At 36.8% G+C, this 21,593-nt stretch carries 19 protein-coding genes; 10 read left to right on the top strand and 9 right to left on the bottom strand.

Annotation, left to right across the window (positions count from 1 at the left end; translation table 11 throughout):
- Positions 1-161 precede the first annotated feature (161 nt).
- The 3 genes from Q0505_RS19790 (at position 162) to Q0505_RS19800 (ending at position 2,205) form a co-directional block, all read left to right on the top strand.
- Entirely contained in the window at positions 162-743 is a 582-nt protein-coding gene (locus Q0505_RS19790; RefSeq protein ID WP_299216861.1) for a TetR/AcrR family transcriptional regulator, read from the top strand.
- A gap of 64 nt (positions 744-807) precedes the next feature.
- On the top strand, positions 808-1,560 hold the full coding sequence (locus Q0505_RS19795) for an SDR family oxidoreductase (protein ID WP_299216864.1): 753 nt from the start codon (positions 808-810) through the stop codon (positions 1,558-1,560).
- 165 nt (positions 1,561-1,725) lie between these two features.
- Positions 1,726-2,205: an acyl-CoA thioesterase gene (locus Q0505_RS19800; protein WP_299216867.1), complete on the top strand. Its 480-nt coding sequence runs from the start codon at positions 1,726-1,728 to the stop codon at positions 2,203-2,205.
- Positions 2,206-2,276: 71 nt separating this feature from the next.
- Here the strand turns inward: Q0505_RS19800 and Q0505_RS19805 are convergent, their stop codons facing one another.
- Complete coding sequence (locus Q0505_RS19805) at positions 2,277-2,645, bottom strand: nuclear transport factor 2 family protein (protein WP_299216870.1); 369 nt, start codon at positions 2,643-2,645, stop codon at positions 2,277-2,279.
- 145 nt (positions 2,646-2,790) lie between these two features.
- On the opposite strand from Q0505_RS19805, the gene Q0505_RS19810 reads away from it, so the two are divergent.
- Entirely contained in the window at positions 2,791-3,228 is a 438-nt protein-coding gene (locus tag Q0505_RS19810; protein WP_299216873.1) for a DUF1761 domain-containing protein, read from the top strand.
- A gap of 187 nt (positions 3,229-3,415) precedes the next feature.
- Here the strand turns inward: Q0505_RS19810 and Q0505_RS19815 are convergent, their stop codons facing one another.
- The 3 genes from Q0505_RS19815 to Q0505_RS19825 are packed head-to-tail and all read right to left on the bottom strand — an operon-like array spanning position 3,416 to position 5,793.
- Positions 3,416-4,552, bottom strand: a complete 1,137-nt coding sequence (locus Q0505_RS19815) for a hypothetical protein (RefSeq protein WP_299216876.1) — start codon at positions 4,550-4,552, stop codon at positions 3,416-3,418.
- A complete protein-coding gene (locus Q0505_RS19820) occupies positions 4,545-5,441 on the bottom strand; it encodes a DMT family transporter (protein ID WP_299216878.1) in 897 nt (298 codons plus the stop codon). Before Q0505_RS19820 ends, Q0505_RS19815 begins: the two co-directional genes overlap by 8 nt.
- A 1-nt stretch (position 5,442) precedes the next feature.
- A complete protein-coding gene (locus Q0505_RS19825; RefSeq protein ID WP_299216881.1) occupies positions 5,443-5,793 on the bottom strand; it encodes an ArsC/Spx/MgsR family protein in 351 nt (116 codons plus the stop codon).
- An 85-nt stretch (positions 5,794-5,878) separates the two neighbouring features.
- Here Q0505_RS19825 and Q0505_RS19830 point away from each other — a divergent pair, with 85 nt between their 5' ends.
- Positions 5,879-6,337: a DinB family protein gene (locus Q0505_RS19830; protein WP_299216884.1), complete on the top strand. Its 459-nt coding sequence runs from the start codon at positions 5,879-5,881 to the stop codon at positions 6,335-6,337.
- Between the two features lie 119 nt (positions 6,338-6,456).
- Here Q0505_RS19830 and Q0505_RS19835 read toward each other — a convergent pair whose 3' ends face one another.
- Positions 6,457-10,161 (bottom strand): T9SS type A sorting domain-containing protein, encoded by a 3,705-nt coding sequence (locus Q0505_RS19835; protein ID WP_299216887.1) that lies wholly within the window; start codon positions 10,159-10,161, stop codon positions 6,457-6,459.
- A 544-nt stretch (positions 10,162-10,705) separates the two neighbouring features.
- On the opposite strand from Q0505_RS19835, the gene Q0505_RS19840 reads away from it, so the two are divergent.
- Positions 10,706-11,848: a cystathionine gamma-synthase gene (locus Q0505_RS19840; protein WP_299216890.1), complete on the top strand. Its 1,143-nt coding sequence runs from the start codon at positions 10,706-10,708 to the stop codon at positions 11,846-11,848.
- A gap of 123 nt (positions 11,849-11,971) precedes the next feature.
- Here Q0505_RS19840 and Q0505_RS19845 read toward each other — a convergent pair whose 3' ends face one another.
- Positions 11,972-12,796, bottom strand: coding sequence for a glutamate dehydrogenase (locus Q0505_RS19845; protein WP_299216893.1), 825 nt, complete (start codon positions 12,794-12,796; stop codon positions 11,972-11,974).
- A 217-nt stretch (positions 12,797-13,013) separates the two neighbouring features.
- Between Q0505_RS19845 and gdhA the strand changes: the two genes are divergently transcribed.
- The 4 genes from gdhA to Q0505_RS19865 all read left to right on the top strand — a co-directional run bounded on the left by gdhA (position 13,014) and on the right by Q0505_RS19865 (position 19,935).
- Positions 13,014-14,357, top strand: a complete 1,344-nt coding sequence (gdhA, locus tag Q0505_RS19850; RefSeq protein WP_299216896.1) for an NADP-specific glutamate dehydrogenase — start codon at positions 13,014-13,016, stop codon at positions 14,355-14,357.
- Between the two features lie 158 nt (positions 14,358-14,515).
- A complete protein-coding gene (locus Q0505_RS19855) occupies positions 14,516-16,795 on the top strand; it encodes a two-component regulator propeller domain-containing protein (RefSeq protein ID WP_299216899.1) in 2,280 nt (759 codons plus the stop codon).
- Positions 16,795-17,514, top strand: a complete 720-nt coding sequence (recO, locus tag Q0505_RS19860) for a DNA repair protein RecO (RefSeq protein WP_299216902.1) — start codon at positions 16,795-16,797, stop codon at positions 17,512-17,514. The genes Q0505_RS19855 and recO overlap by 1 nt, the downstream gene beginning before the upstream one ends.
- Entirely contained in the window at positions 17,515-19,935 is a 2,421-nt protein-coding gene (locus Q0505_RS19865) for a TonB-dependent receptor (RefSeq protein ID WP_299216905.1), read from the top strand.
- A 34-nt stretch (positions 19,936-19,969) separates the two neighbouring features.
- Here Q0505_RS19865 and Q0505_RS19870 read toward each other — a convergent pair whose 3' ends face one another.
- From Q0505_RS19870 to Q0505_RS19880, 3 genes are read right to left on the bottom strand one after another with little or no spacing between them, the layout of a single operon-like run.
- Positions 19,970-20,545 (bottom strand): uracil-DNA glycosylase family protein, encoded by a 576-nt coding sequence (locus Q0505_RS19870; protein WP_299216908.1) that lies wholly within the window; start codon positions 20,543-20,545, stop codon positions 19,970-19,972.
- Position 20,546: 1 nt separating this feature from the next.
- Entirely contained in the window at positions 20,547-21,227 is a 681-nt protein-coding gene (gene rsmI, locus Q0505_RS19875) for a 16S rRNA (cytidine(1402)-2'-O)-methyltransferase (RefSeq protein ID WP_299216911.1), read from the bottom strand.
- Positions 21,220-21,585, bottom strand: coding sequence for a DoxX family protein (locus tag Q0505_RS19880; protein ID WP_299216914.1), 366 nt, complete (start codon positions 21,583-21,585; stop codon positions 21,220-21,222). Before Q0505_RS19880 ends, rsmI begins: the two co-directional genes overlap by 8 nt.
- Between the last annotated feature and the right edge of the window lie 8 nt (positions 21,586-21,593).

Raw genomic sequence — 21,593 nt, forward strand, 5'->3', positions numbered from 1 at the left:
ATAGATCCCACTTTTCAGCGGAGATTAATTCAGCTAACTATTTTGTATGCGTCTTTCAGACTTTACAAAACAGTGTTTCACTAATAAACTTAAATTTTACTTAAAACATTTTTTTGAAATCATCGTTTCAATTATATTTGTACCGATCATTTCAAATAAATATGCCTAGAACTGAAGTTTTTGATAGAAAGCAAGTGCTTGAAAAAGTGAAGCATTTATTTTGGGACAAAGGTTTCAATGGTACTTCTATGCAGGATCTCGTAGATATTACAGGGCTTAACAGGAGTAGTCTTTATAATTCTTTTGGGAATAAAAAAGCACTTTACGAACTTGTCCTAGCTCAATATCAAGAAGAAGGCAATCTGTTTTTTGAAGAAGCATTATCTCAAGAAGAAAATGCTTTTAAGGCTATTTCTCGCATTTTTACTACGTTAACAACAGCTATTATGAAGGATGTAGAAGGAAAAGGATGCTTTAATATGAATTGTACTACAGAATTATCTCGTGCTGATATAGGGATAAGAGCATTTCTGACGTCGAGGCAAGAACATACCATTTCGGTTTTTAAAACTCTAGTAGAAAAAGGGCAACAACAAGGGGTAATTAATAAGGAGGATACTTCAGAAAATTACGGATATTATTTGTTTAGTGCCTTTCAAGGATTGCGAATGACAGGGATGCTCACAAGAGACCAACAAAAACTGAAAAAAATAGTACAGAATATCTTAAAAATAGTAGAATAAATTTTTTTAATCAATTCTGGAACGATTGTTCCAGAATAAACAACAAACACTTAATACAAAAATCATGAAAAAACTAGAAAACAAAGTTGCTGTCATTACGGGAGGTAATTCAGGAATAGGATTTGCAACCGTACAACGCTTTTTACTTGAAGGTGCCAAAGTGGTATTTTCTGGAAGAAGACAAGAGGCATTAGATGAGGCTTCTGCACAACTAGATGGAGATTTTAAAGCGGTACTTGCAGATCAGGCAAATCCTGCAGATAACAAACATCTTATAGAAGAAGCGGTAAAAACGTATGGAAAAATAGATATCCTTTTTGCAAATGCAGGGATTGCTCAGTTTGCTCCATCTGATCAGATCACAGAAGACTTTTTTGACAATCAGTTTAATATAAACATCAAAGGTCCTGCGTTTTTGGTAAAAGAAGCGATTCCTAATCTTAACGATGGAGCGAGTATTATTTTTAATACGTCTATTGTGCATCAAAAAGGATTTGAAGGTGCTGGTGTTTATAGCGCAACAAAAGGAGCCTTACGCGCTTATGCTCGTGTTTTAACAACCGAACTCGCTCCTAGAGGCATACGCGTAAATAGTATTGCCCCAGGTCCTATAGGAACCCCTATATATAGTAAAATGGATGGTATGACAGAAGAGCAAGTTGGAGAAATGGGCGCTAGTTTTGCACAAAGTGTACCTTTAAAACGTTTTGGAGAAGCTAATGAGATTTCGGGTGTTGCTGCTTTTCTCGCTAGTGATGATGCTAATTATATAAATGGTATCGAAATCGAAGTTGATGGAGGAATGAGTCAGATATAAATTCCTATATCCCTTTTATATAAAGGTTTTTTATAAATGCTATATAGATTTTTGAAGTGTCCGCTTCTGAATTTATATAGCATTTTCAATATGTAGTATATACGTTTCTATGTATTTTTACTGAGTAATTATACGCTTTCGCGAAAGCGTAAAAAATAATAATACATGTACTTTAAAGAATTTGATATCCGATGGAGTGATATAGATGCAAACAGGCATTTAGCTAATAGTGCTTATGTGAATTTTATGAGTCATACCCGTATGGGGTTTCTTATAGAAAATGGCCTAAGTCAGAAAGAAATGGTCATTCATAATATAGGTCCTGTTGTCTTTCACGAGCAGTTATTCTTTTTTAAAGAAGCTTTTCAAGGGAAACCTATTCGTGTGAGTTTTGAATTGGGCGGCAATAGTCTGGATGGAATGTTTTTTAAGTTTGTACATAATTTTTACGATCATAAAGGACGTAATATCGCAAGAGGAACGATGCAAGGAGGTTGGATGGATTTAACTACTCGTAAATTATCTGGTCTTCCTGAATCCCTTTTGCCTATGTTTGAAAACGCGCCAAAAACACCTGACTATACGCTATTAACCAAAGAAGATATGAGAGCTCATGGACAAGTTCCTGTGCATCTAGAAATATAAATTTGTAAACTCTCAAAATGGAGAAATTAGTATATTTTCTCCATTTTGAGAGTTATTTAATACTGCACATTTTATTCTGTAGGTATGTTGTAAAAGAATTGTTCCTTTACAATTTTTCCATCTTTTACTTCATACACTGCGATTTCTGAAGTTTGTGATCGTTGTCCACTTGGGCGATGTGTCGTATCCATATCAAAACGTACAGAAAACCAATTATCAGCTACGATAGGTTTACCTACAGCACTACTATGTACTTCAAAGGTTTCTTCCCACCAAGCTCCTTTTTGAGCGACAGCTTCCATCCCTTTTACTTCTTCCATTTGTGCTCCTTTTGGTTCGATACTTACAATATCTGGACTATACAAATTTTGATAACAACTAGTATAATCTCCTTTATTACACCAATTAACTAGCTTTTCTGCGATTTCTTTAGTTTCCATAATAAAACTCTTTTTACATATAAATTATAGTTGTTCTGTTTAAAAATACTACATATAAACAAGCGATGCAAAGCTCTTATGTTAAACAAAGTTTATTTTTTTTAATACCTTTAATTAGATAACTAATCAAAAAACAATAGTACACATGGAAGATTTTGATATTAATTGGCTGGTATTGCTTGCCGCAGCTGCCTCCTCTTTGGTTGTAGGATTTTTATGGTATGGCCCTTTATTTGGTAAAGCTTGGATGAAGGAATCTGGAATGACCGAAGAAAAAATTAAAGGTGGAAATATGGCACTTATTTTTGGGTTGAGTTTTATTTTTGGATGCTTTCTTGCATTCTCTATGTGGGCTCAAGTAATGGTAGGCGGTGGCGGTGGCGAAATTCACGGTCAAGCGCCTTATCTTACATTTAAGCACGGAGCTTTTCATGGGATGATTATGGGGCTATTTGTGATACTACCCGTTTTAGGAACTATTGCTTTGTATGAGCGCAAATCAATTAAATATGTGCTGATTGCTGTAGGATACTGGACCGTTACACTCGCCATCATGGGAGGTATTATTAATGCTTGGACATAAAGCATAAAAACAATAAAAAAATTGATGATAGGATTCTTAGTTACAGAATCAGGATCACTTCGCTATAAGAATCACGAACTAAGAATTTTCTTTTGACTCATCATTATAGCTCTTTTTCTGACCCATATAAATTGATGAGTTTGATCAATACTCGATAGAAAACTAAGAGAAATCTTTAAATGAATTTCTATTTTTTAAAAGGCGTGTGCTGTTTATATGGTTTCATTTTAATTTGTCTTACCAGGGGTTTAAAAAAAAGATTAGCGACCGTCCTCCGATGCCGTACATAACAGGTTAGATTTTCTGGAATTGCTCCTAATGTGCTTTTAATCTCTGAAGAGGTTCTTCCAAAATTAATCTCTTCTACCTTCATCTCAATGCCCAAACGGACATAGTCATTCAAAATTCTAGGATAAATAGAGAGCTCTTTATTACACATATAGTCTATTCCGATAAAGTGGGCGTCCAATCGATTATTTACCTTAAAAGCTGTTGCAAAACCTACCATACGATTTTCATACCAGTAAGTGTTTATAAGTACGCTTTCGCGAAAGCGTATTTTCAATAATCTATAGGTTTCTATTTCCAGATCTATGGTCTTAAATAACGCTCGGTCTGTGATATTGCTATACAGTTGTTGCAATTGATTGCGATATGTATCGATGTCTTCTGCCTCAAAAGATTTTACGGTTAATGCACTACTTTTTTTATCTGCTTTATTGACCTTAACACGATACTTTGATTTTAATGTAGCTTTATATTGGTCAAAATCTATCCATGTTGTACGTATTTTAAGACGCATATTAGGCTCAACAACAAGTGATTGAAATTGGTGCTTTTCTACTTCAGAGACTACAGAAAGATCTTGATCTACAAAGTCTTTAAAAAAGAAGACAGATGCTTTCTTTTTTGTCTGAACCGTTTGTATCATTTGTGCTATGGTACTGTAAATAGGTTCTTGAGCGATTCCTTCTTTTATGATCACACCATAATTTCCGCTTAGGAACACATTTCCACATACGATGGTATGTACGTTACGAGCACTGATATAACACTGTAAAGAACGTGCTATACGTTCTGAAAATGGAAGGTGCTCCTGTGCATTATCTATAGCGACGCTCATCCCCTGTAAAATAGCTAGGCTAATCGTTGTGTTATTTTGAGATAGTACTAAATAGTGGTATTCTATCTTAGGGTTTGCAAGTTCAAAAGCATACAGAAAATCTCTAGTGAAATAAAAGGTATTTTCACAAGATACATCTGAAAATACATCTTCTGACACTTCTTTCACAGAAGAATAATATGTTACTTCTATATTACTCAATAGCAGATGCTTTACGTTTTGTGGTTAAATACACTCCTAAGAAAATCAATGCTGCGGCAAAAATACGTATGCCTGTAAGTGTGTCTGCTCCCAATAGGATGGCTACCGATGTTGCTATGAGGGGTTGTAGATAAATAAAGGCGCCTATGGTAGAGGGTCTAAGGCTACGCAAGGCAAAAATATTAAACAAATATGTAAGATAGGTCGTGCCTACTACCACAAAAATCATGACTCCAATTACTGATAATGGGAGGGTTGTCCATTCAACTTCAAGAAATTCAGGCAAGGCTACGGGAAGATTGGTAAAAATAGCTATCAAGAAAAACCATTTCATCAGTGTCACTGAAGAGTACTTGGATGTAAGCGGTTTTACTATGATTAAATACACTGAGTAGGCGGTAGCATTTACAATAAACAATAAATTTCCCAACAGGATATTAGGAGCATTTTCTTGAGTTTTTGCACCAAAAAGAATTAATACTAAGGCACCTACTAGCCCAATACCAATTCCAGAGCCTTTGAGCCAGGTAATTTTTTCTTTTAAAAAAATAGCAGACAAAACGAGTAGGATCACAGGAGATAATGTAATAACCACACTACTATTTATAGGTGTAGATAGCTGTAGTCCTTTAAAAAACATGAGCATATTAACGGTCATCCCAAAAAATGCACAAAGAACAAAGCGCATCCAATCTTTACGATCTACCTTTTCTTTAGGAAAAAAGAAGCTTGTAATCCAGAACAGGATAGCAGCTCCTAAAACACGCACCATAATAAACCCAAAGGGTTTGATATAGGTAGGCATTATATCTTTTGCAAGCGTATGATTCACCCCGTAAATAAAACTAGCGGCGAAAGCGGCTAAAAAGGCTAGGTGACGCTTACTCATATTATTTAAAAGCAGCTACGGCCTGTGCTACTACTTTTTTACTATTTCCGACAAATATTTGGTTATCCACAAGCATTACTGGTCGTTTTAAAAATGTATAGTGTTCTAAAATAAGATTTTTATAATCCTTTTCAGAGAGCGTCTGTTGGTTCAAATTACGCTGACGATATAGTTGTGCTCTTTTACTAAAAAGTGCTTCATAGCTTCCTGTGAGGGCATACATCGCATCTAATTGATCTTCTGTAATGGCTTCGGTTTTTATATCCTGCAATTGCACATTACTATCTGGGTTAATTTCTTGTATAATACGTTGACAGGTATTACACGTAGAGAGATGGTATATTTTTTTCAAAATAGAATAGGTGTTATGAGTGTTTACATAGCAAAATTCGGTCATTTATTATGAAATAAACTACTTTTAATAAAAAAATCACGCCATGCTTTACGACTTTGATATTTGCCAAAAAAATCGAAAATTGCTTCATAACCTTATGGAGAGACTCTCTACTGAACAACTTACTGTAATTCCTAAAGGGTATAATAATAATATCCTGTGGAATATTGGACACACCATAGCTACACAACAATTGCTAGTATATGGGCTGTCTGGAGAAGACATTCGGGTTCCAAAACACATTATTGATCTTTATAAAAAAGGAACCAAACCTGAGAAGCCTGCAACTATAGAAGAAATAGATGAGATAAAATCTTTACTATTTTCAACAATAACACAATTAGAGAAAGATTACAGTAATGGTCTTTTTACATCATTTAAAACATATACGTTAAGTACAAGTGGGGGTACACTCCGTAAGGTAGAAGACGCGATTGCCTTTAATAATTTTCACGAAGGGTTACATCTTGGATATTCGATGGCATTAATCAGAGCTATTTAAAATACATAGCCTAAAAACGCTATATATACTAAAACATATATTCTTTTTAATGTATTAAAAAACCCATCACTATTTCCAGTGATGGGTTTTTCTCTTATTGTATTAAGATATATAATGAATTACATCTTAAGTACTCTGTAAACTCCTACTTTTCCGTTTGTAGTTACTTGCATTAGGTATGCTCCTTTTGCCATAGTACTTACATTTAATTGGTAGTTAGATAATCCATCTACTTTTTGTTGAAGAACTTTCTGACCTAATAAGTTAAAGATAGTAATGTCTTCGATAGCAGTTCTTGCATCTAAAGTAATTACATCTTGTGCTGGATTAGGATAGAAGCTAAATCCTTCTAATGTATTATCATCAGTAGATAACGCTTCTTCACATGTAACTGCCATTGTGAAGTTACCGTTATTTCCTCCAAATCCTTCTACCATAATCGTATAAGAATTTCCTACAGTTGCTGTAAACGTGAGTAATGATTGTAATGTTCCACAACCATCATCATCAGTTGCGATTTCATTTATAAGATTACACTCATCATCAAATACTCTTAATAATGAATCATAATCCGTACCACTACATAATGATAATGTTACATTCTGTGCTGTTTCTGGAGTTATATATGTATAGAATACATCTCCTGATGGATTAGATCCTGAATCGTTAGCATTTGTTGTTGCTCCTGTTACTGTATCACCACAGATAACTTCAATTGCGTTTTCACAATCATCATTTGCTGGTGGTAAGAAGTATAAGAAATCTATAGATACATATACACTAAAATCATCTGCTGTACATCCAGCTTGGATATAGAATGTATAGAAGTTACCGTCTACAAATGGTCCTGTTGCTGTATCAAATGTATCTACAAGTGTGTTTCCTGTAGCAATAGCTCCAGCATCACCTTGAGGTACTCCTACATCTTGAATCTCCCAGTTATAACCAAATGCAGCCATAGGCATAGACCAAGATAGATCTACAGATCCTGGTAAGAAGTTGTTAGCTACAAGATCAAATGGTGCAAAACATGTAGGACAATCTCCTGTTACAGTTCCTGTCTCAACGTTGTTAGCTACATCTCCAGTAGCAACTTCAGCAAAGTTTGCATCTAATATTCTATAAGAAACTTCCCCAGGGAATCCTCCACCGTCTACAAATACAGTCGTAATATCATCTCCTGGAAGTATTTCAAATTGTAAATTTCCTTGAGATCCATCACTATCAGGAGCATCATCTAAAGAAACATCATTTAAGGCAAGAACCCCATTTCTAAAGACATCCATAATAGCACCATTCCAACCATCACCGAATGAATCATTCATTTCTAGTGTGTAAGAACAATCTCCTGGAGGTGCCATTGTTGTAAATGCTAAAGGTCCAGCAGTATTACTTACATCATCTGCAGCACAATTTGCCGTTACATAATATTCATATTCTGTTCCTGGATCTAGTGCAGTAAGCATGAATGAATTTGTTGTAATTCCAGTCTCCATAGTACCTGTTCCTAAATCAAATCCTAATGGTCCCCACTCTACCGTAAATTCTGGTGCAGCAGGATCATTATTATCCGTCCAGCTTAAATCAGCTGACATATCAGTTACGTTATCTACCATTAAATCAGATGGCGCGAAACATGAGGGACAATCTGCGGTAAGCGTATTTGGCTCAATGTTCATATCTACATTTCCTGCTCCAACTACATTTCCTTCTGCGTCTAGTATTCTATAAGAAACTTCTCCAGGGAATCCTCCACCGTCTACAAATACTGTAGTTACATCTGCTGTAGAGTTTACTGGGAACGTAAGGAATCCTTGTGCTCCATTATTGTCTGGATCATCATCTAAAGAAACATCATCTAAAACAACGATACCATCCACAAGAACATCCATAATCGCTCCATTCCATCCGTCTCCGAAAGAATCATTCATTTCAAGTGTATACTCACACATTAAGCAAGCACCACCTTCATCCACTCTATCTACAAGAATTGGGTTAGAAAAATCATAACATCCATCTAGGTCAGCTACGTTTTGCCCTACTTCAAGTCCCGTAATTCCATCTTCATAACGGATACTCCAGATAGCACATACACCAACTCCAGCATCATCTAAATCAAACGGAGGTGCCATAGGCAATCCTAAGATTTCTCCAGTGGCATTGTCTGTAATTACCCATCCACTATTGGTTCCTGTTTGATTACCTACAATAGTAACATCTATAGGGTCTGGCATCATATCTCCAACACAAATATTAGCTTCTGTATTACCAGAACCTGTAATTTCTATGGCTGCGGCATCTACAGCACAATCACTGTAAGCTGCAATTTGGAAAGGTCCAAAGCCTCCGCCTCCCCATTCCCAAACGCGAATGTAAAGTGTTGCTCCCCCTTCTTGACCAACTAAATCAACTAGAGAAAATAAGCCATTTCCGTCGTCGTCGTCACATTCAACTTCAACTAAAGCTCCTATTTCTCCACTATATATAGACATTCCTGTATCAGTGATTCCGCCAGCGGTATCAACTTCAATTGATACTTGCCCTGTACTAGGAACAGCTACCGTAAACCAAACATCGGCTCCACCATAGTTCCCACAAGAAGGGTCATCTATTGCTGTATCAGTAGCACTTACGTTAGAAGCTGTTAAAGGAAAATCTGTAAATACAGATCCTACTGTTAATGGTAATGCTCCTTCTGGATCGTCATTTGCAGGTGGAGGTGTATAGTATGCAGACATTTGGAAAGTTCCAAGAGAACCTCCATTCCATTCCCATACTCTAGCATATAATACTTCTCCAGGTGTTCTGCCATCTAAATCTACAAGAGAGAATAAGCCTACACCACCGTCATCATTACATGCTACTTCAACAAGTGCCCCAGGAGTCCCTTCATAAACACTAATAGCAGTATCTGTAATAGAGCCATCATCTTCTTGAGATTCTACAGAAACAGAACCACTATCTGGAACTACAAAGCTATACCATAAATCTGCTTCAGTAAAGTTTCCACAAGAAGGATCATCAATAACAGTTGCTGTTGCCTCTGTATTGTCTGCAATCACTGGGAAATCTCCAAATACTTCTCCTACAGTTAAACTTGCTGCAGTGTCAGGATCATCATTAAGTGGTGGTGGTGCACAGCTACCGTATAAAAATTGAGCAATAAGTTCTACGTTTGCTCCCGTAAGATCTTCTATTTCTAAGCTTACAATAGGTTCTGCAGCTAAAATTCCAACAAATACTGGCCCTGTGCTAGTCACATCGGCAGTTACTGTGTCTATTAAACCTCCTGCGCCTATCACTCTAATATCTACACTGGATCCTCCAACAAGAGAATATAAGTCAAAACCTGTACTTGTTACAGGATCAACACCAGTGAAGGTAACAATTGTAAAATCAGCAAAGGTATTAGAACCAACTGCTGGATCAACTGTGCCAAAACCATCACTAGGATCTAAATAAACAGTTACGTTTCCAGGAGTGTTTGCACTAATCTCAAACCCTTCTTGTAATTCGCCAGGAGGATAACAGGTATCTCCAGCAGAACTTAAAATTTCTCCACATCCTATAAGAGCTCCAGGACCTCCTGCAAAATCTTCTAGTGTTAACATAGCACCATCTGAACAGTTTGCTAGATAGTCTACTCTATCATCAAATACAGTGACATTTGCACCTCTAGCATTAATAGAGGCAACATAGCCTTCGGGTTTTTCAGTAATTACCTCAACACGCAAACCAGCGTCTACATACTCTGTAATCGTAGGAGGATTTTGCCCAAATGCCGCGACAGCAAAAAGACATAGTAATAATGTAATTTTTTTCATGTTTGGTTTATTTTTAAAGTGAACACGTATTAAAATACGGACTCAAAAGATAAATACTTTGAACCTTTTTTAAGAAAAATGCAACGTATTTTCGATGAGCGACACTTATTAGTCGCTATATAACATAATATTTTGTAAAAATGTAGCAATATTAACACAAAAGAAAGCGTTGCTTCAATTATTCCCTGTTTTTTGATTGTAATAAAACCTTTTTGCGACGCTGTTTGAACTATTATTTAGAAATAAAATCATTTCATCCTGTATTCTTTTGATAGTTACACTTTAGAGATAACATATTTTATCCTTACTTTAGAATTTATCGTAGATACACGCTTTTTCTCCATTTTTACTATAATATCGTTATTTGTTTTATACGCTTTCGCGAAAGCGTAATTATGACAGACCCCTCATAACAAAAATTTTAATTTCACATAAATGACTTCTAGCAATTGCTTTGCTTTGAGGCGAGTTTAGTTGTACTTTTAAGGAGAAAAAGTTGTGACTTTACATCAACTTTGATTTCTTAATACGTTATAAATCGTCTATGAAATTTAACACCAAAACAATACACGGAGGTCAGAAACCTGACAAAGCGTATGGCGCTGTGATGCCTCCCATATATCAGACATCTACGTATGCACAGTCTACTCCAGGAGGTCATAAGGGATATGAGTATAGTAGATCACACAACCCCACTAGACATGCCCTAGAAAAAGCTTTTGCAAGTATAGAAAATGGAAATTATGGACTTGCGTTTGGGTCTGGTCTTGCCGCAATTGACGCTGTCATAAAACTCTTACAAGTTGGGGATGAAGTGATCTCAACAAACGATCTTTATGGGGGTACCTATCGCTTATTTACAAAGATATTTGAAGGATTTGGAATTACATTTCACTTTATTGGTATGGAAAACGCAAATAATATCGAAGCGTATATTACCAAAAAAACAAAGCTTATTTGGGTAGAAACTCCTACCAACCCCATGATGAACATCATAGATATTAAAGCGGTAGCGGCGGTAGCTAAAAAACATGAGCTTCTTCTTGCGGTAGATAATACGTTTGCAACACCCTATTTACAACAACCATTAGATTTGGGAGCAGATATTGTCATGCACAGCGCCACAAAGTATATAGGAGGACACAGCGATCTTGTGATGGGAGCACTTGTTGTTAAAGACCAAGAACTCTCTGAAAGGCTTTATTTTATTCAAAATGCAAGTGGTGCTATATGTGGTCCTCAAGATAGTTTTCTTGCTTTGAGAGGTATAAAAACACTCCATGTGCGTATGCAACGTCACTGTGAAAACGGAAAAGCAATTGCACATTTCTTAAAAACACACCCTAAAATAGATAAGGTATATTGGCCTGGCTTTGAAGATCATCCAAATCACCATATTGCTAAAGAACAAATGAGTGATTTTGGAGGGATGATTTCATTTACCACAAAAGAAGATTCTTATGAAGGTGCCGTAAAAGTTGTAGAAAAATTAAAGGTATTTACGCTAGCCGAAAGTCTGGGTGGTGTTGAGTCTCTTGCGGGTCATCCTGCCTCTATGACACATGCATCCATTCCAAAAGAGGAGCGGGAGAAAACAGGTGTGAAGGACTCTTTAGTTCGTTTAAGCGTCGGTATAGAAGATATAGAGGATCTTATTGCAGATCTAAAACAAGCATTAAATGAATAAGCTACTATCATTGATCACAAAAGAAAATGGCTTCCAAAATCAAACTTGGAAGCCATTTTTTATGTTTGTGGGTACGCTTTCGCGAACTTGCCTGCCGGATAGGCAGAAGCATACTTCATCATCTTATTCTATATAGTAGATATACCCAAAATTTAACCAAAATATCCAGTCATTGGCACGATTTACGGGTCTAGGGTCAGGATTCAATCCATCTACCCAGTTGGATGTATAATAATGCCATCTTGCATCCAATACCAAATCACTAAGCGGAGCTAATTTATATCTAATCCCTGCACTCCATGTAATTGCCCAAGTAGAGCCTGGTCTGTCATCGATACCACTATTATTTTGTCCTTCTCCCTGCGCAAATCCAGGAAAAAGTGTAGGGGCAAGTTCACCACTAAAAGGATTTATAAATTGTCCTTGGATATCCCCTAATTCTGAAGTAGCCACGGGATCATAAGACACAAAGTGAACTCCAAGGCTTACATAGGGCGCTACTCTGTAAGCACCCGCCGAAAAATCTCTGATACTCATCGGAAAGTATTCTAGCTGCGATCCTATTTCAAAGACCTGAGCTTTTCCTTTATGACCTCTAAGTTGTAATCCTCCTAAATCGTTATCTTCAGATTCTTCTCCAAAGTGATCAAGATTTGTGACGTGATAATCTATTTCGTTTCTTACTTTAAAGTGATCATTAAAGTACGTATCTCTAGAATAGCAGTTACAATCTGCTCGATAAGCAAAGTTTAAATAATGTACAATTCCAATACCAAAACCGATATTTCCTCGGTTGGTATCAACGTTATTTCGCAATCCAAAATCAGATTGAAATGCTACAGGGCCAGTGATAACGCCGACTTCATGGGAAAAGCCAAGTTGCGCTTTTAGCTCCTGTTGAGCAAAGCAAAATGAAATAATTGCCATGAGTAGGTATCTGGCTTTCATGAAAATAGGTAATTTGAGACTTTAACAAATATATAAAAACTAGGTTAACAGCGAAATTTTAAAGGCATAGGCTTTCAAAAAACATTAGAAATCTTTTAAAAAGACCATTATTCTTACGAATTTCAAAAAAAAAACGACTCAATTTTCAGGATATAGTATATTTGCACCCTATTAAAAACGTATTTTTAATATATAAATTATCTAATACTAAAAAGATATGTCAGACAGCATTAAAAAATTTGTCGATTACGTTGCCAAAAGCAATCCAAATGAAACCGAATTCATGCAAGCGGTTCAAGAAGTTGCAGAAACGGTAATTCCTTTTATAGAAAAAAACCCAAAATATCAAGGTCAAAAACTTTTAGAGCGTATGGTAGAGCCAGAGCGCACTATTTTATTTAGAGTTGCTTGGACCGATGATAGTGGAGAGATTCAAGTAAACCGCGGTTATAGAATAGAATTTAATAGCGCCATAGGACCTTACAAGGGAGGTTTACGTTTTCATCCTTCAGTAAACTTGAGTATTCTTAAGTTTTTAGGTTTTGAACAAGTGTTTAAAAACAGTCTTACTACGTTACCTATGGGTGGCGGAAAAGGAGGTTCAGATTTTGATCCAAAAGGAAAGTCTGATGCCGAAGTGATGCGCTTTTGCCAAAGCTTTATGACAGAGTTATCCCGTCATATAGGACCTAATACCGATGTTCCTGCGGGAGATATTGGTGTAGGAGGCCGTGAGATAGGATATCTTTTTGGACAGTATAAGCGTATTCGTAACGAGTTTACAGGTGTTCTTACTGGAAAAGGTCTTTCTTACGGAGGATCGTTAATGCGTCCTGAAGCTACAGGATATGGAGATGTATACTTTGCCGAAAGCATGCTTAAAACAAGAGACGAATCTTTTGAAGGAAAAACAGTCGTTATTTCTGGATCTGGAAATGTGGCTCAGTATGCTGCAGAAAAAGCAACACAACTAGGAGGAAAAGTAGTAACCCTTTCTGATTCTAGTGGTTTCATACACGACAAAGACGGTATTGATGCTGAAAAGCTTGCACACGTGATGGAAATCAAAAATGTGCGTCGCGGAAGAATTAAAGAGTATTTAGATAAATACCCATCTGCCGAGTATCACGAAGATCAAAAACCTTGGGGTATTACGTGTGATGTTGCACTTCCTTGTGCTACTCAAAATGAGTTAGAAAAAGAAGCTGCAAAAACATTGGTTGATAATGGGTGTATCTGTGTAGCAGAAGGAGCAAACATGCCTTGTACTCCAGAGGCTATAGAAGTTTTCCATAAAGCAAAAATTCTTTTCTCTCCTGGAAAAGCATCTAATGCTGGAGGTGTTTCTACATCTGGACTTGAAATGTCTCAAAATAGTTTGCGTTATAGCTGGTCTGCAGAAGAAGTAGATAAAAAACTTAAAGAGATTATGTTAGATATTCACGAAGCTTGTGTGAAATATGGTACAGGAGAAGATGGATATGTAGATTATGTAAAAGGTGCAAACGTTGCTGGATTTGTAAAAGTAGCAGATGCAATGATGGCACAAGGTGTTATCTAACCTATAAAATATATCGTTGAAAATAGGCGGCATTTGTCGCCTATTTTTTTTAATCTAATTTCGCTTTAAGCGAAAAAACAGAATACCTCACTATCTTATTTAAACACTAAGGCAATAATTGTATTTTTGAACGGTTTAAAAAGAAGAACTAAAAACACGTGAGACAACTCTATCTATTTTTAATAGTACTGTTTTCCCTACCGCTCTATGCGCAAGATTTTTCTGATGAGTGGACAGGCTATTTTTCTTTTGCTACGGTAGGAGATATTGATAAAGGAAATGGACGTATCTATGCAGCTTCAGAAAACGCTGTATTTATATTTTCTACCATTAACGGAAGCACCATCACCAGATCAACTATAAATGGACTTTCTGGAAATAGTATTTCTTCTATTTATTATAGTGAGGCATTTGATACGCTCCTTATTGGATATGAAAATGGGATTATTGATATCATTGTAGGAAATAGCGAAAATGTAATTACTGTCGTAGATATATTTAATAGAGTTTCTATTCCTCCAGATAATAAACAAATTAATCACTTTACAGAGTTTAACGGGTTTGTATATATCTCTTCAGGATTTGGCATCTCCCTATACGACTTAGGGCAACTAGAGTTTGACGATTCTTATTTTATTGGAGACAATGGCTCTCAATTAAATATTACGCAAACTACCATCTTAGATGACTATATTTATGCTTCTAGCACCGATGGAGGCGTGAGAAGAGCTATTGTAAATAATTCAAATATTATAGATTTTAATAATTGGACAACAGTTGTTTCAGGTTCTTATCAAGCAATTACTGCTCTTGATAATACGGTGTACCTGGCTAATGGAACACAATTACTGCAATCTACTACAGGAATAAATTTTACGCTTTTCCAGCAACTTCCAGAAGTTATTGAAGATCTTGAAGCTAATGGTGTAGAATTAAGTGTGGTTACCAGCAACACCGTAAACATATACAATACAGGAGGAACTCTTATAAATTCGTTTTCAAATATTCCTGATTTTGATTCAGATTATAGTGCCTCTGTTATTTTAAATGGCTCTCTGTTTATCTCGACCTTAGGTTCTGGGGTTGTTAGAGTACCTCTTAATGGAAATGAAGTTTCTCAAATATTACCTAATGGTCCTTTACGCAATGATCCTTTTAACATCAATGCCATTGCCAATGAATTATGGGTGGTATATGGAGAATACTCTTTGACATATAATCCTTTCCCACTTACAAGAGAAGGGATTAGCCATCTAACGACAGATAGTGTATGGGATAATATCCCTTTTGAGGATGTACTTGGAGCCACAGAGCTTTCTTTTATTTCTATTAACCCTCAAAACACATCTCAAATTTATATAAGCTCTTTTAACTCAGGACTTCTAGAAGTAAATGACGGAATACCAACTACCCTTTTTGATGAAAATAATAGTTCGTTAAGACCTGTACCAACAACAACAGACGACGTAAGAATAAACGGAACCGCTTTTGATAGGGAAGGAAATCTATGGATAGCAAATGCCCGAGTTCCTAACATTCTTAATAGACTTTCTCCTGGAGGACAATTTAATACGGTCTCCTTTGAAAACGATCTTCCGACTTTAGTAGAGGAAGCAAATGGTATAGACGATGTTGTTATTGCTGGAGACGGAAGAATTTATATCGGAACTAGTAATCAGGGAGTTGCAGGTTACGATCCAAATACTGGGGACTTTGCTCGCATTTTTGGAGAAGAAGAAGGGGCAAACCTTCCTAATGATGATGTAAGAGCACTTGCTTTAGATCGTAACGGATCTTTATGGATAGGCACACGAAGAGGGCTTCGCGTTTTGTTTTCCCCTTCTTCTATGTTTACCAATCCTAGTGTCAGTACAAATGCCATTATTATACTCCAAGATGGTCTCGCGCAAGAGCTACTTAATGACCAATTTGTAACAGAAATTGTTGTAGATGGAGCTAACAATAAATGGGTTTCTACTGTAGACTCGGGCGTTTTTCTCTTTTCTCCAAGCGGACAAGAAACCTTATTTCATTTTACAGAAGACAACTCTCCTTTACCTTCCAACAACGTTCAAGATATCGCCCTTGACCCAGAAACAGGTACCGTCTATTTTGCAACTGTTCAAGGTCTTGTGTCTTTTGATGGATCTAACACGGGACCTGCAGAAAATTTAGAAGAAGTTATTGTGTATCCAAATCCTGTACGACCTACGTTTAATGGAGAGGTCACTATAGAAGGTCTTACTGCTCGCACCAATGTAAAAATTACAGACCTTACTGGAAATCTTGTGTACGAAGAAAATACCGTTGGAGGAAGCATTACTTGGGACACTAGAGCTTTTGGAAGACATCGAGTAGCCTCTGGGGTATATCTTATCCTCATTACAGGACCAGATGCACTAGAAACTCAAATTGCCAAACTGATGATTATACGATAATGCTTATCAAAACACAGGCAATAGTAATCTCTGCCCTCAAGTATAGTGAAGCAGATCTTATCGTGAAATGTTTTACAAAAAGCAATGGTCTTAAATCATATCTTTTACGCAATATCTTAAAATCCAAAAAGGGAAAGCTTAGAACCTCTATGTTTCAACCGCTTACACAACTAGAGATCGAGGCAAATCATAAAGATAAAGGCACTTTAGAAACCATACGAGAAGCAAAAGTACATTACCAATACAGAAATCTACATACTGATATTGCTAAAACATCGGTTGTTTTTTTTATTTCAGACATCTTACGTAATACCATTATAGAAGAAGAAGAAAATAGCCTGCTCTTTGATTTTTTGACAGCATCTACCGTTTGGTTAGATACGCATGATGTTATTGCCAACTTTCATCTTTTATTTTTAGTAAAGCTTACCGAATATCTTGGTTTTTATCCCGATCAAACGCATAGTGATTATGAATACTTTAATCTTATAGAAGGCACTTTTGAAGCTTCAGAAATAAATATGTATTGTCAAAATGGGATACAAATAAAAATTCTAAAACAGCTGTTGGGCATAAAATTTGATACACTTCCAGAGATCAAACTAAACCAAAAACAGCGTAGTGATTTCCTCACTATGCTACTACAGTATTATGAGTTACATTTGCACGGTTTTAAAAAACCTCGCTCACTCGCTGTGCTTAATTCAATTTTTACCTAAATGCGCCACACATTTATCCTATTTTTATTTATAACTATAGCATCACAAGCACAACAAATTACGGTTCTTGATATAGACACTAGGGAGCCTATTATGAATGTTGCTCTATACAATCAAGACAAGACAATAAGTACGATTACAGATTTTGATGGGAATGCTGATATATCCGCTTTCGCGAAAGCAGAAAAAATCATTTTCTCAGAAGTGGCTCACCAACAAGCGATTTACACTAAAGCTCAAATACTAGCCTACGGTAATAAAGTCTTTTTAAAACAATTAGAAAACAGCCTTGGTGAAATCATATTATCTGTCTCAAAATTTGGACAAAAGAAAAACGAAATTTCTCAAAAGATAGTAGGTCTTTCAAAAGAAGATATTGAGTTATATAATCCACAAACCGCTGCCGATTTATTACAATCTAGCGGTCAGGTGTTTGTACAAAAAAGCCAACTAGGAGGAGGAAGTCCTTCCATACGAGGATATTCTACCAACAGACTTCTTATCACCCTAGACGGTATTCGTTTTAACACCGCGATCTTTAGGGGCGGAAATGTTCAAAATATCATTTCTATCGATCCCTTTGCTTTAGAAAAAACAGAAGTGATCTTAGGTCCGGGATCTGTTATATATGGTAGTGATGCCGTAGGCGGGGTCTTAAATTTTTACACCAAAAAACCTCAACTTTCCAAAACAGACACCTTAGGATTTTTAGTTTCAGGAAATGCACTCACACGCTACAGCACAGCAAACAATGAGAAAACAGGGCATTTTGACGTGAACCTAGGATCGCAAAAATGGGCATTTCTTACCAGTGCAAGTTATTCTGATTATGGAGATCAACGTCAAGGAAGTCACGGTCCTGATGCCTATTTGCGTAATGAATTTGTACGCCGTATTAATGGAGAAGATGTCGTGATACAAAATGATGATCCGTTACAACAAGTAAGTACTGGATATACGAGCTATAATTTCTTACAGAAAGTACGATATACTCCTAATAATACATGGGATTTTAATTTTAATGTATCGTATGCGACCACCTCAGATTTTGATCGCTATGATCGTCTTACTCAAAGAGATGATGAGGGCAACTTACGGGCAGCAGCGTGGTTTTACGGTCCACAAAAATGGTTTTTAACAAGCTTACAGATAAACAAAGAAGGAGCAGGTCCTTGGTATGATCGCGTACAGGCAACGGTTGCTTTTCAAAACTCAGAAGAAAGCAGAAATGACCGACGTTTTGGGAGAACGAGCCTTCGGACACGTACGGAGCGTGTCAATGCCTTTTCTGGAGCACTAGACTTTACAAAAACACTTAAAAACAGAAAAACTAAGCTTAACTACGGCCTTGAGTATGTATATAACTACATAAATTCTAATGGCTCCATTACCGACATAGAAACCAATCAGTTTGAACTTACCGATACACGCTATCCTGATGGCTCTTCTTGGCAATCACTCGCTGCGTATGTAAGTGGTCAATTTGATCTTGCACCAAAACTAAAACTGAATACAGGAATGCGTTATAATCAGCTGTTTATTTTTACAGATTTTAGCGACAACAATCAGTTTTTTAATTTCCCCTTTGAAGAATCTCGATTAAATTTTGGCAACCTCACAGGAAGCGCAGGACTTAATTACGACGTTTCTAAAACGGTCATGCTTAAAACAAATCTTTCTACAGCTTTTAGAGCACCAAACATTGATGATATTGGAAAAGTATTTGATAGTGGAGATGGAGATCTAGTGATTCCTAATCCCGATCTAAAAGCAGAATATGCCTATAATGCAGAGATAGGAACGGTACTCAACTTTAATAAGGTTGTTACATTTGATGCTAATATATATTACTCACAATTAGAAAATGCATTGGTACGTAGAGACTTCACGCTTAACGGATCTTCTACTATTGAATTTGAAGGAGAAATAGTCAATATAGAAGCTATTCAAAATGCGGGAACCGCAAAAGTATGGGGTTTTGAAGCTGGTATAGATATCAAACTCCCTCATAACTTTAACGTCACTTCTCAATTTAATATCACCCGAGGAGAGCAGGAGGAAGAAGACGGGTCATTACTTCCTGTGCGTCATGTGGCACCTACTTTTGGAAATACGCACCTCATCTGGAAAAAAGACAGATGGATTCTTAATGCATTTGTAAATTACAACGGCGCTTTAGATTTTGAAGACTTATCTCCTGAGGTAAGTGACAGCCCGGAACTTTTTGCTGTAGATGAAAATGGAAATCCATTTTCGCCTAGCTGGTATACGCTTAATTTATCTAGCCAATTCAAGCTCAATGAGCAATGGAATCTTACCGCAAACCTAGATAACATCACAGACCAACGTTACAGAACATACGCATCTGGGATTTCGGCAGCAGGTCGTAATTTGATCCTTTCGGCGAAGTATTCATTTTAGGAATTTATTTTTAATCCCACTTTTTGAAAGGGGGTCAATCTGATACCGCTTTCGCGAAAGCGTACTGAAGCATAGGCACAACTTCTGTATCAAACCACGGGTTTTTTGTCAACCAAAACCGATTCCGAGGCGAAGGATGCGGTAACGGAAATACCGCTGGTAAATACTCATGAAAGTGTCTGACGGTCTCTGTAAGATTCTTTTTTCTAGTTCTTTTTAGATAATATTTCTGTGAATAGTTCCCTATTAAAATCACAAGTTTAATCTCTGGCATACTTTTTAATACCACTTCATGCCATAATGGAGCACATTCTGGTCTTGGAGGTAAATCTCCTGTTTTTCCTTTGCCAGGGTAACAAAATCCCATAGGAACGATAGCTACTTTGGTAGGGTCATAGAAGGTCTCCTCATCACAATTCAGCCATAATCTTAGTTGGCGTCCTCCTGGGTCTTTCCAAGGGACTGACGATTGATGAGCGATAGATCCTGGCGCCTGACTAATAATAATGACACGCGCTTTTGGATGTATCCTGAATATAGGATTGGGCGTTACTGGAAGATGGTCTTTACAAACAATACAAGATCGTATAGATGTGACTAAATTTTCCATCTTATTTTTTACCAGCAAGCACAATTACTATTTCTCCTTTGGGAGGTTTATTTGTGTAATGTGCTAATACTTCTGTAACCGTACCTCGGATAGTTTCTTCATGTAATTTTGTAATCTCTCTGGAAACAGACACTTGACGATCTTCTCCGAAAAATTCAGCAAAATGTCCTAACGTTTTTACCAGTTTATGAGGAGACTCATAAAAGATCATGGTTCGCGTTTCTTCTGTAAGTGCTAGAAAACGCGTCTGTCTTCCTTTTTTAACAGGGAGAAATCCTTCAAAAACAAACTTATCGTTCGGTAAACCGCTATTGACGAGTGCTGGTACAAACGCTGTGGCTCCAGGAAGACAATCTACTTCAACACCTGCTTCTACACAGGCTCTCGTTAATAAAAACCCAGGATCCGAAATGGCAGGTGTTCCTGCATCACTTATCAAGGCAATAGTTTCTCCAGCTTGTAGGCGTTTTACAAGACTCTCTACAGTCTTATGCTCATTATGCATATGATGACTCATCATAGGCGTGGTAATCTCAAAATGCTTGAGCAATTTGCCGCTTGTACGCGTATCTTCTGCTAGAATAAGGTCTACTTCTTTAAGCACGCGTATGGCTCTTAGAGTAATATCTTCTAGATTTCCAATAGGTGTTGGAACAATATATAATTTGTTATGTTCAGTCATACATGGGGCGTATTCTTTTACCTAAAAAGTACGATATAGGTAAGAAAATTAATACGATTAAAGAAAAAAGATAGCCGCCATCATCTGCGTGAATATGGGCTGCAAATGCCAGAACAGCATCAAAAAACAATCCAGCATACGCCCACTCCGTCAGCCATGGTATACCTCTCCAAAGTACCATCACAATTCCTATTACTTTAGCAATCGCCAAAGGAATCACAATATACGTAGGATACTGAAGTGACTCAAAAAATCCCTCTACCATTGCGGTGTTTCTAAAATACATTTGTGCAGAAAACACAAAAACACCACACGTAATGAGTGTGGCGATCCAATAGACAATCTTTTGAATTTTCATGGTTAGAA

Origin of the sequence: uncultured Dokdonia sp. (assembly GCF_937910895.1) — a bacterium.
GTDB lineage: Bacteria > Bacteroidota > Bacteroidia > Flavobacteriales > Flavobacteriaceae > Dokdonia.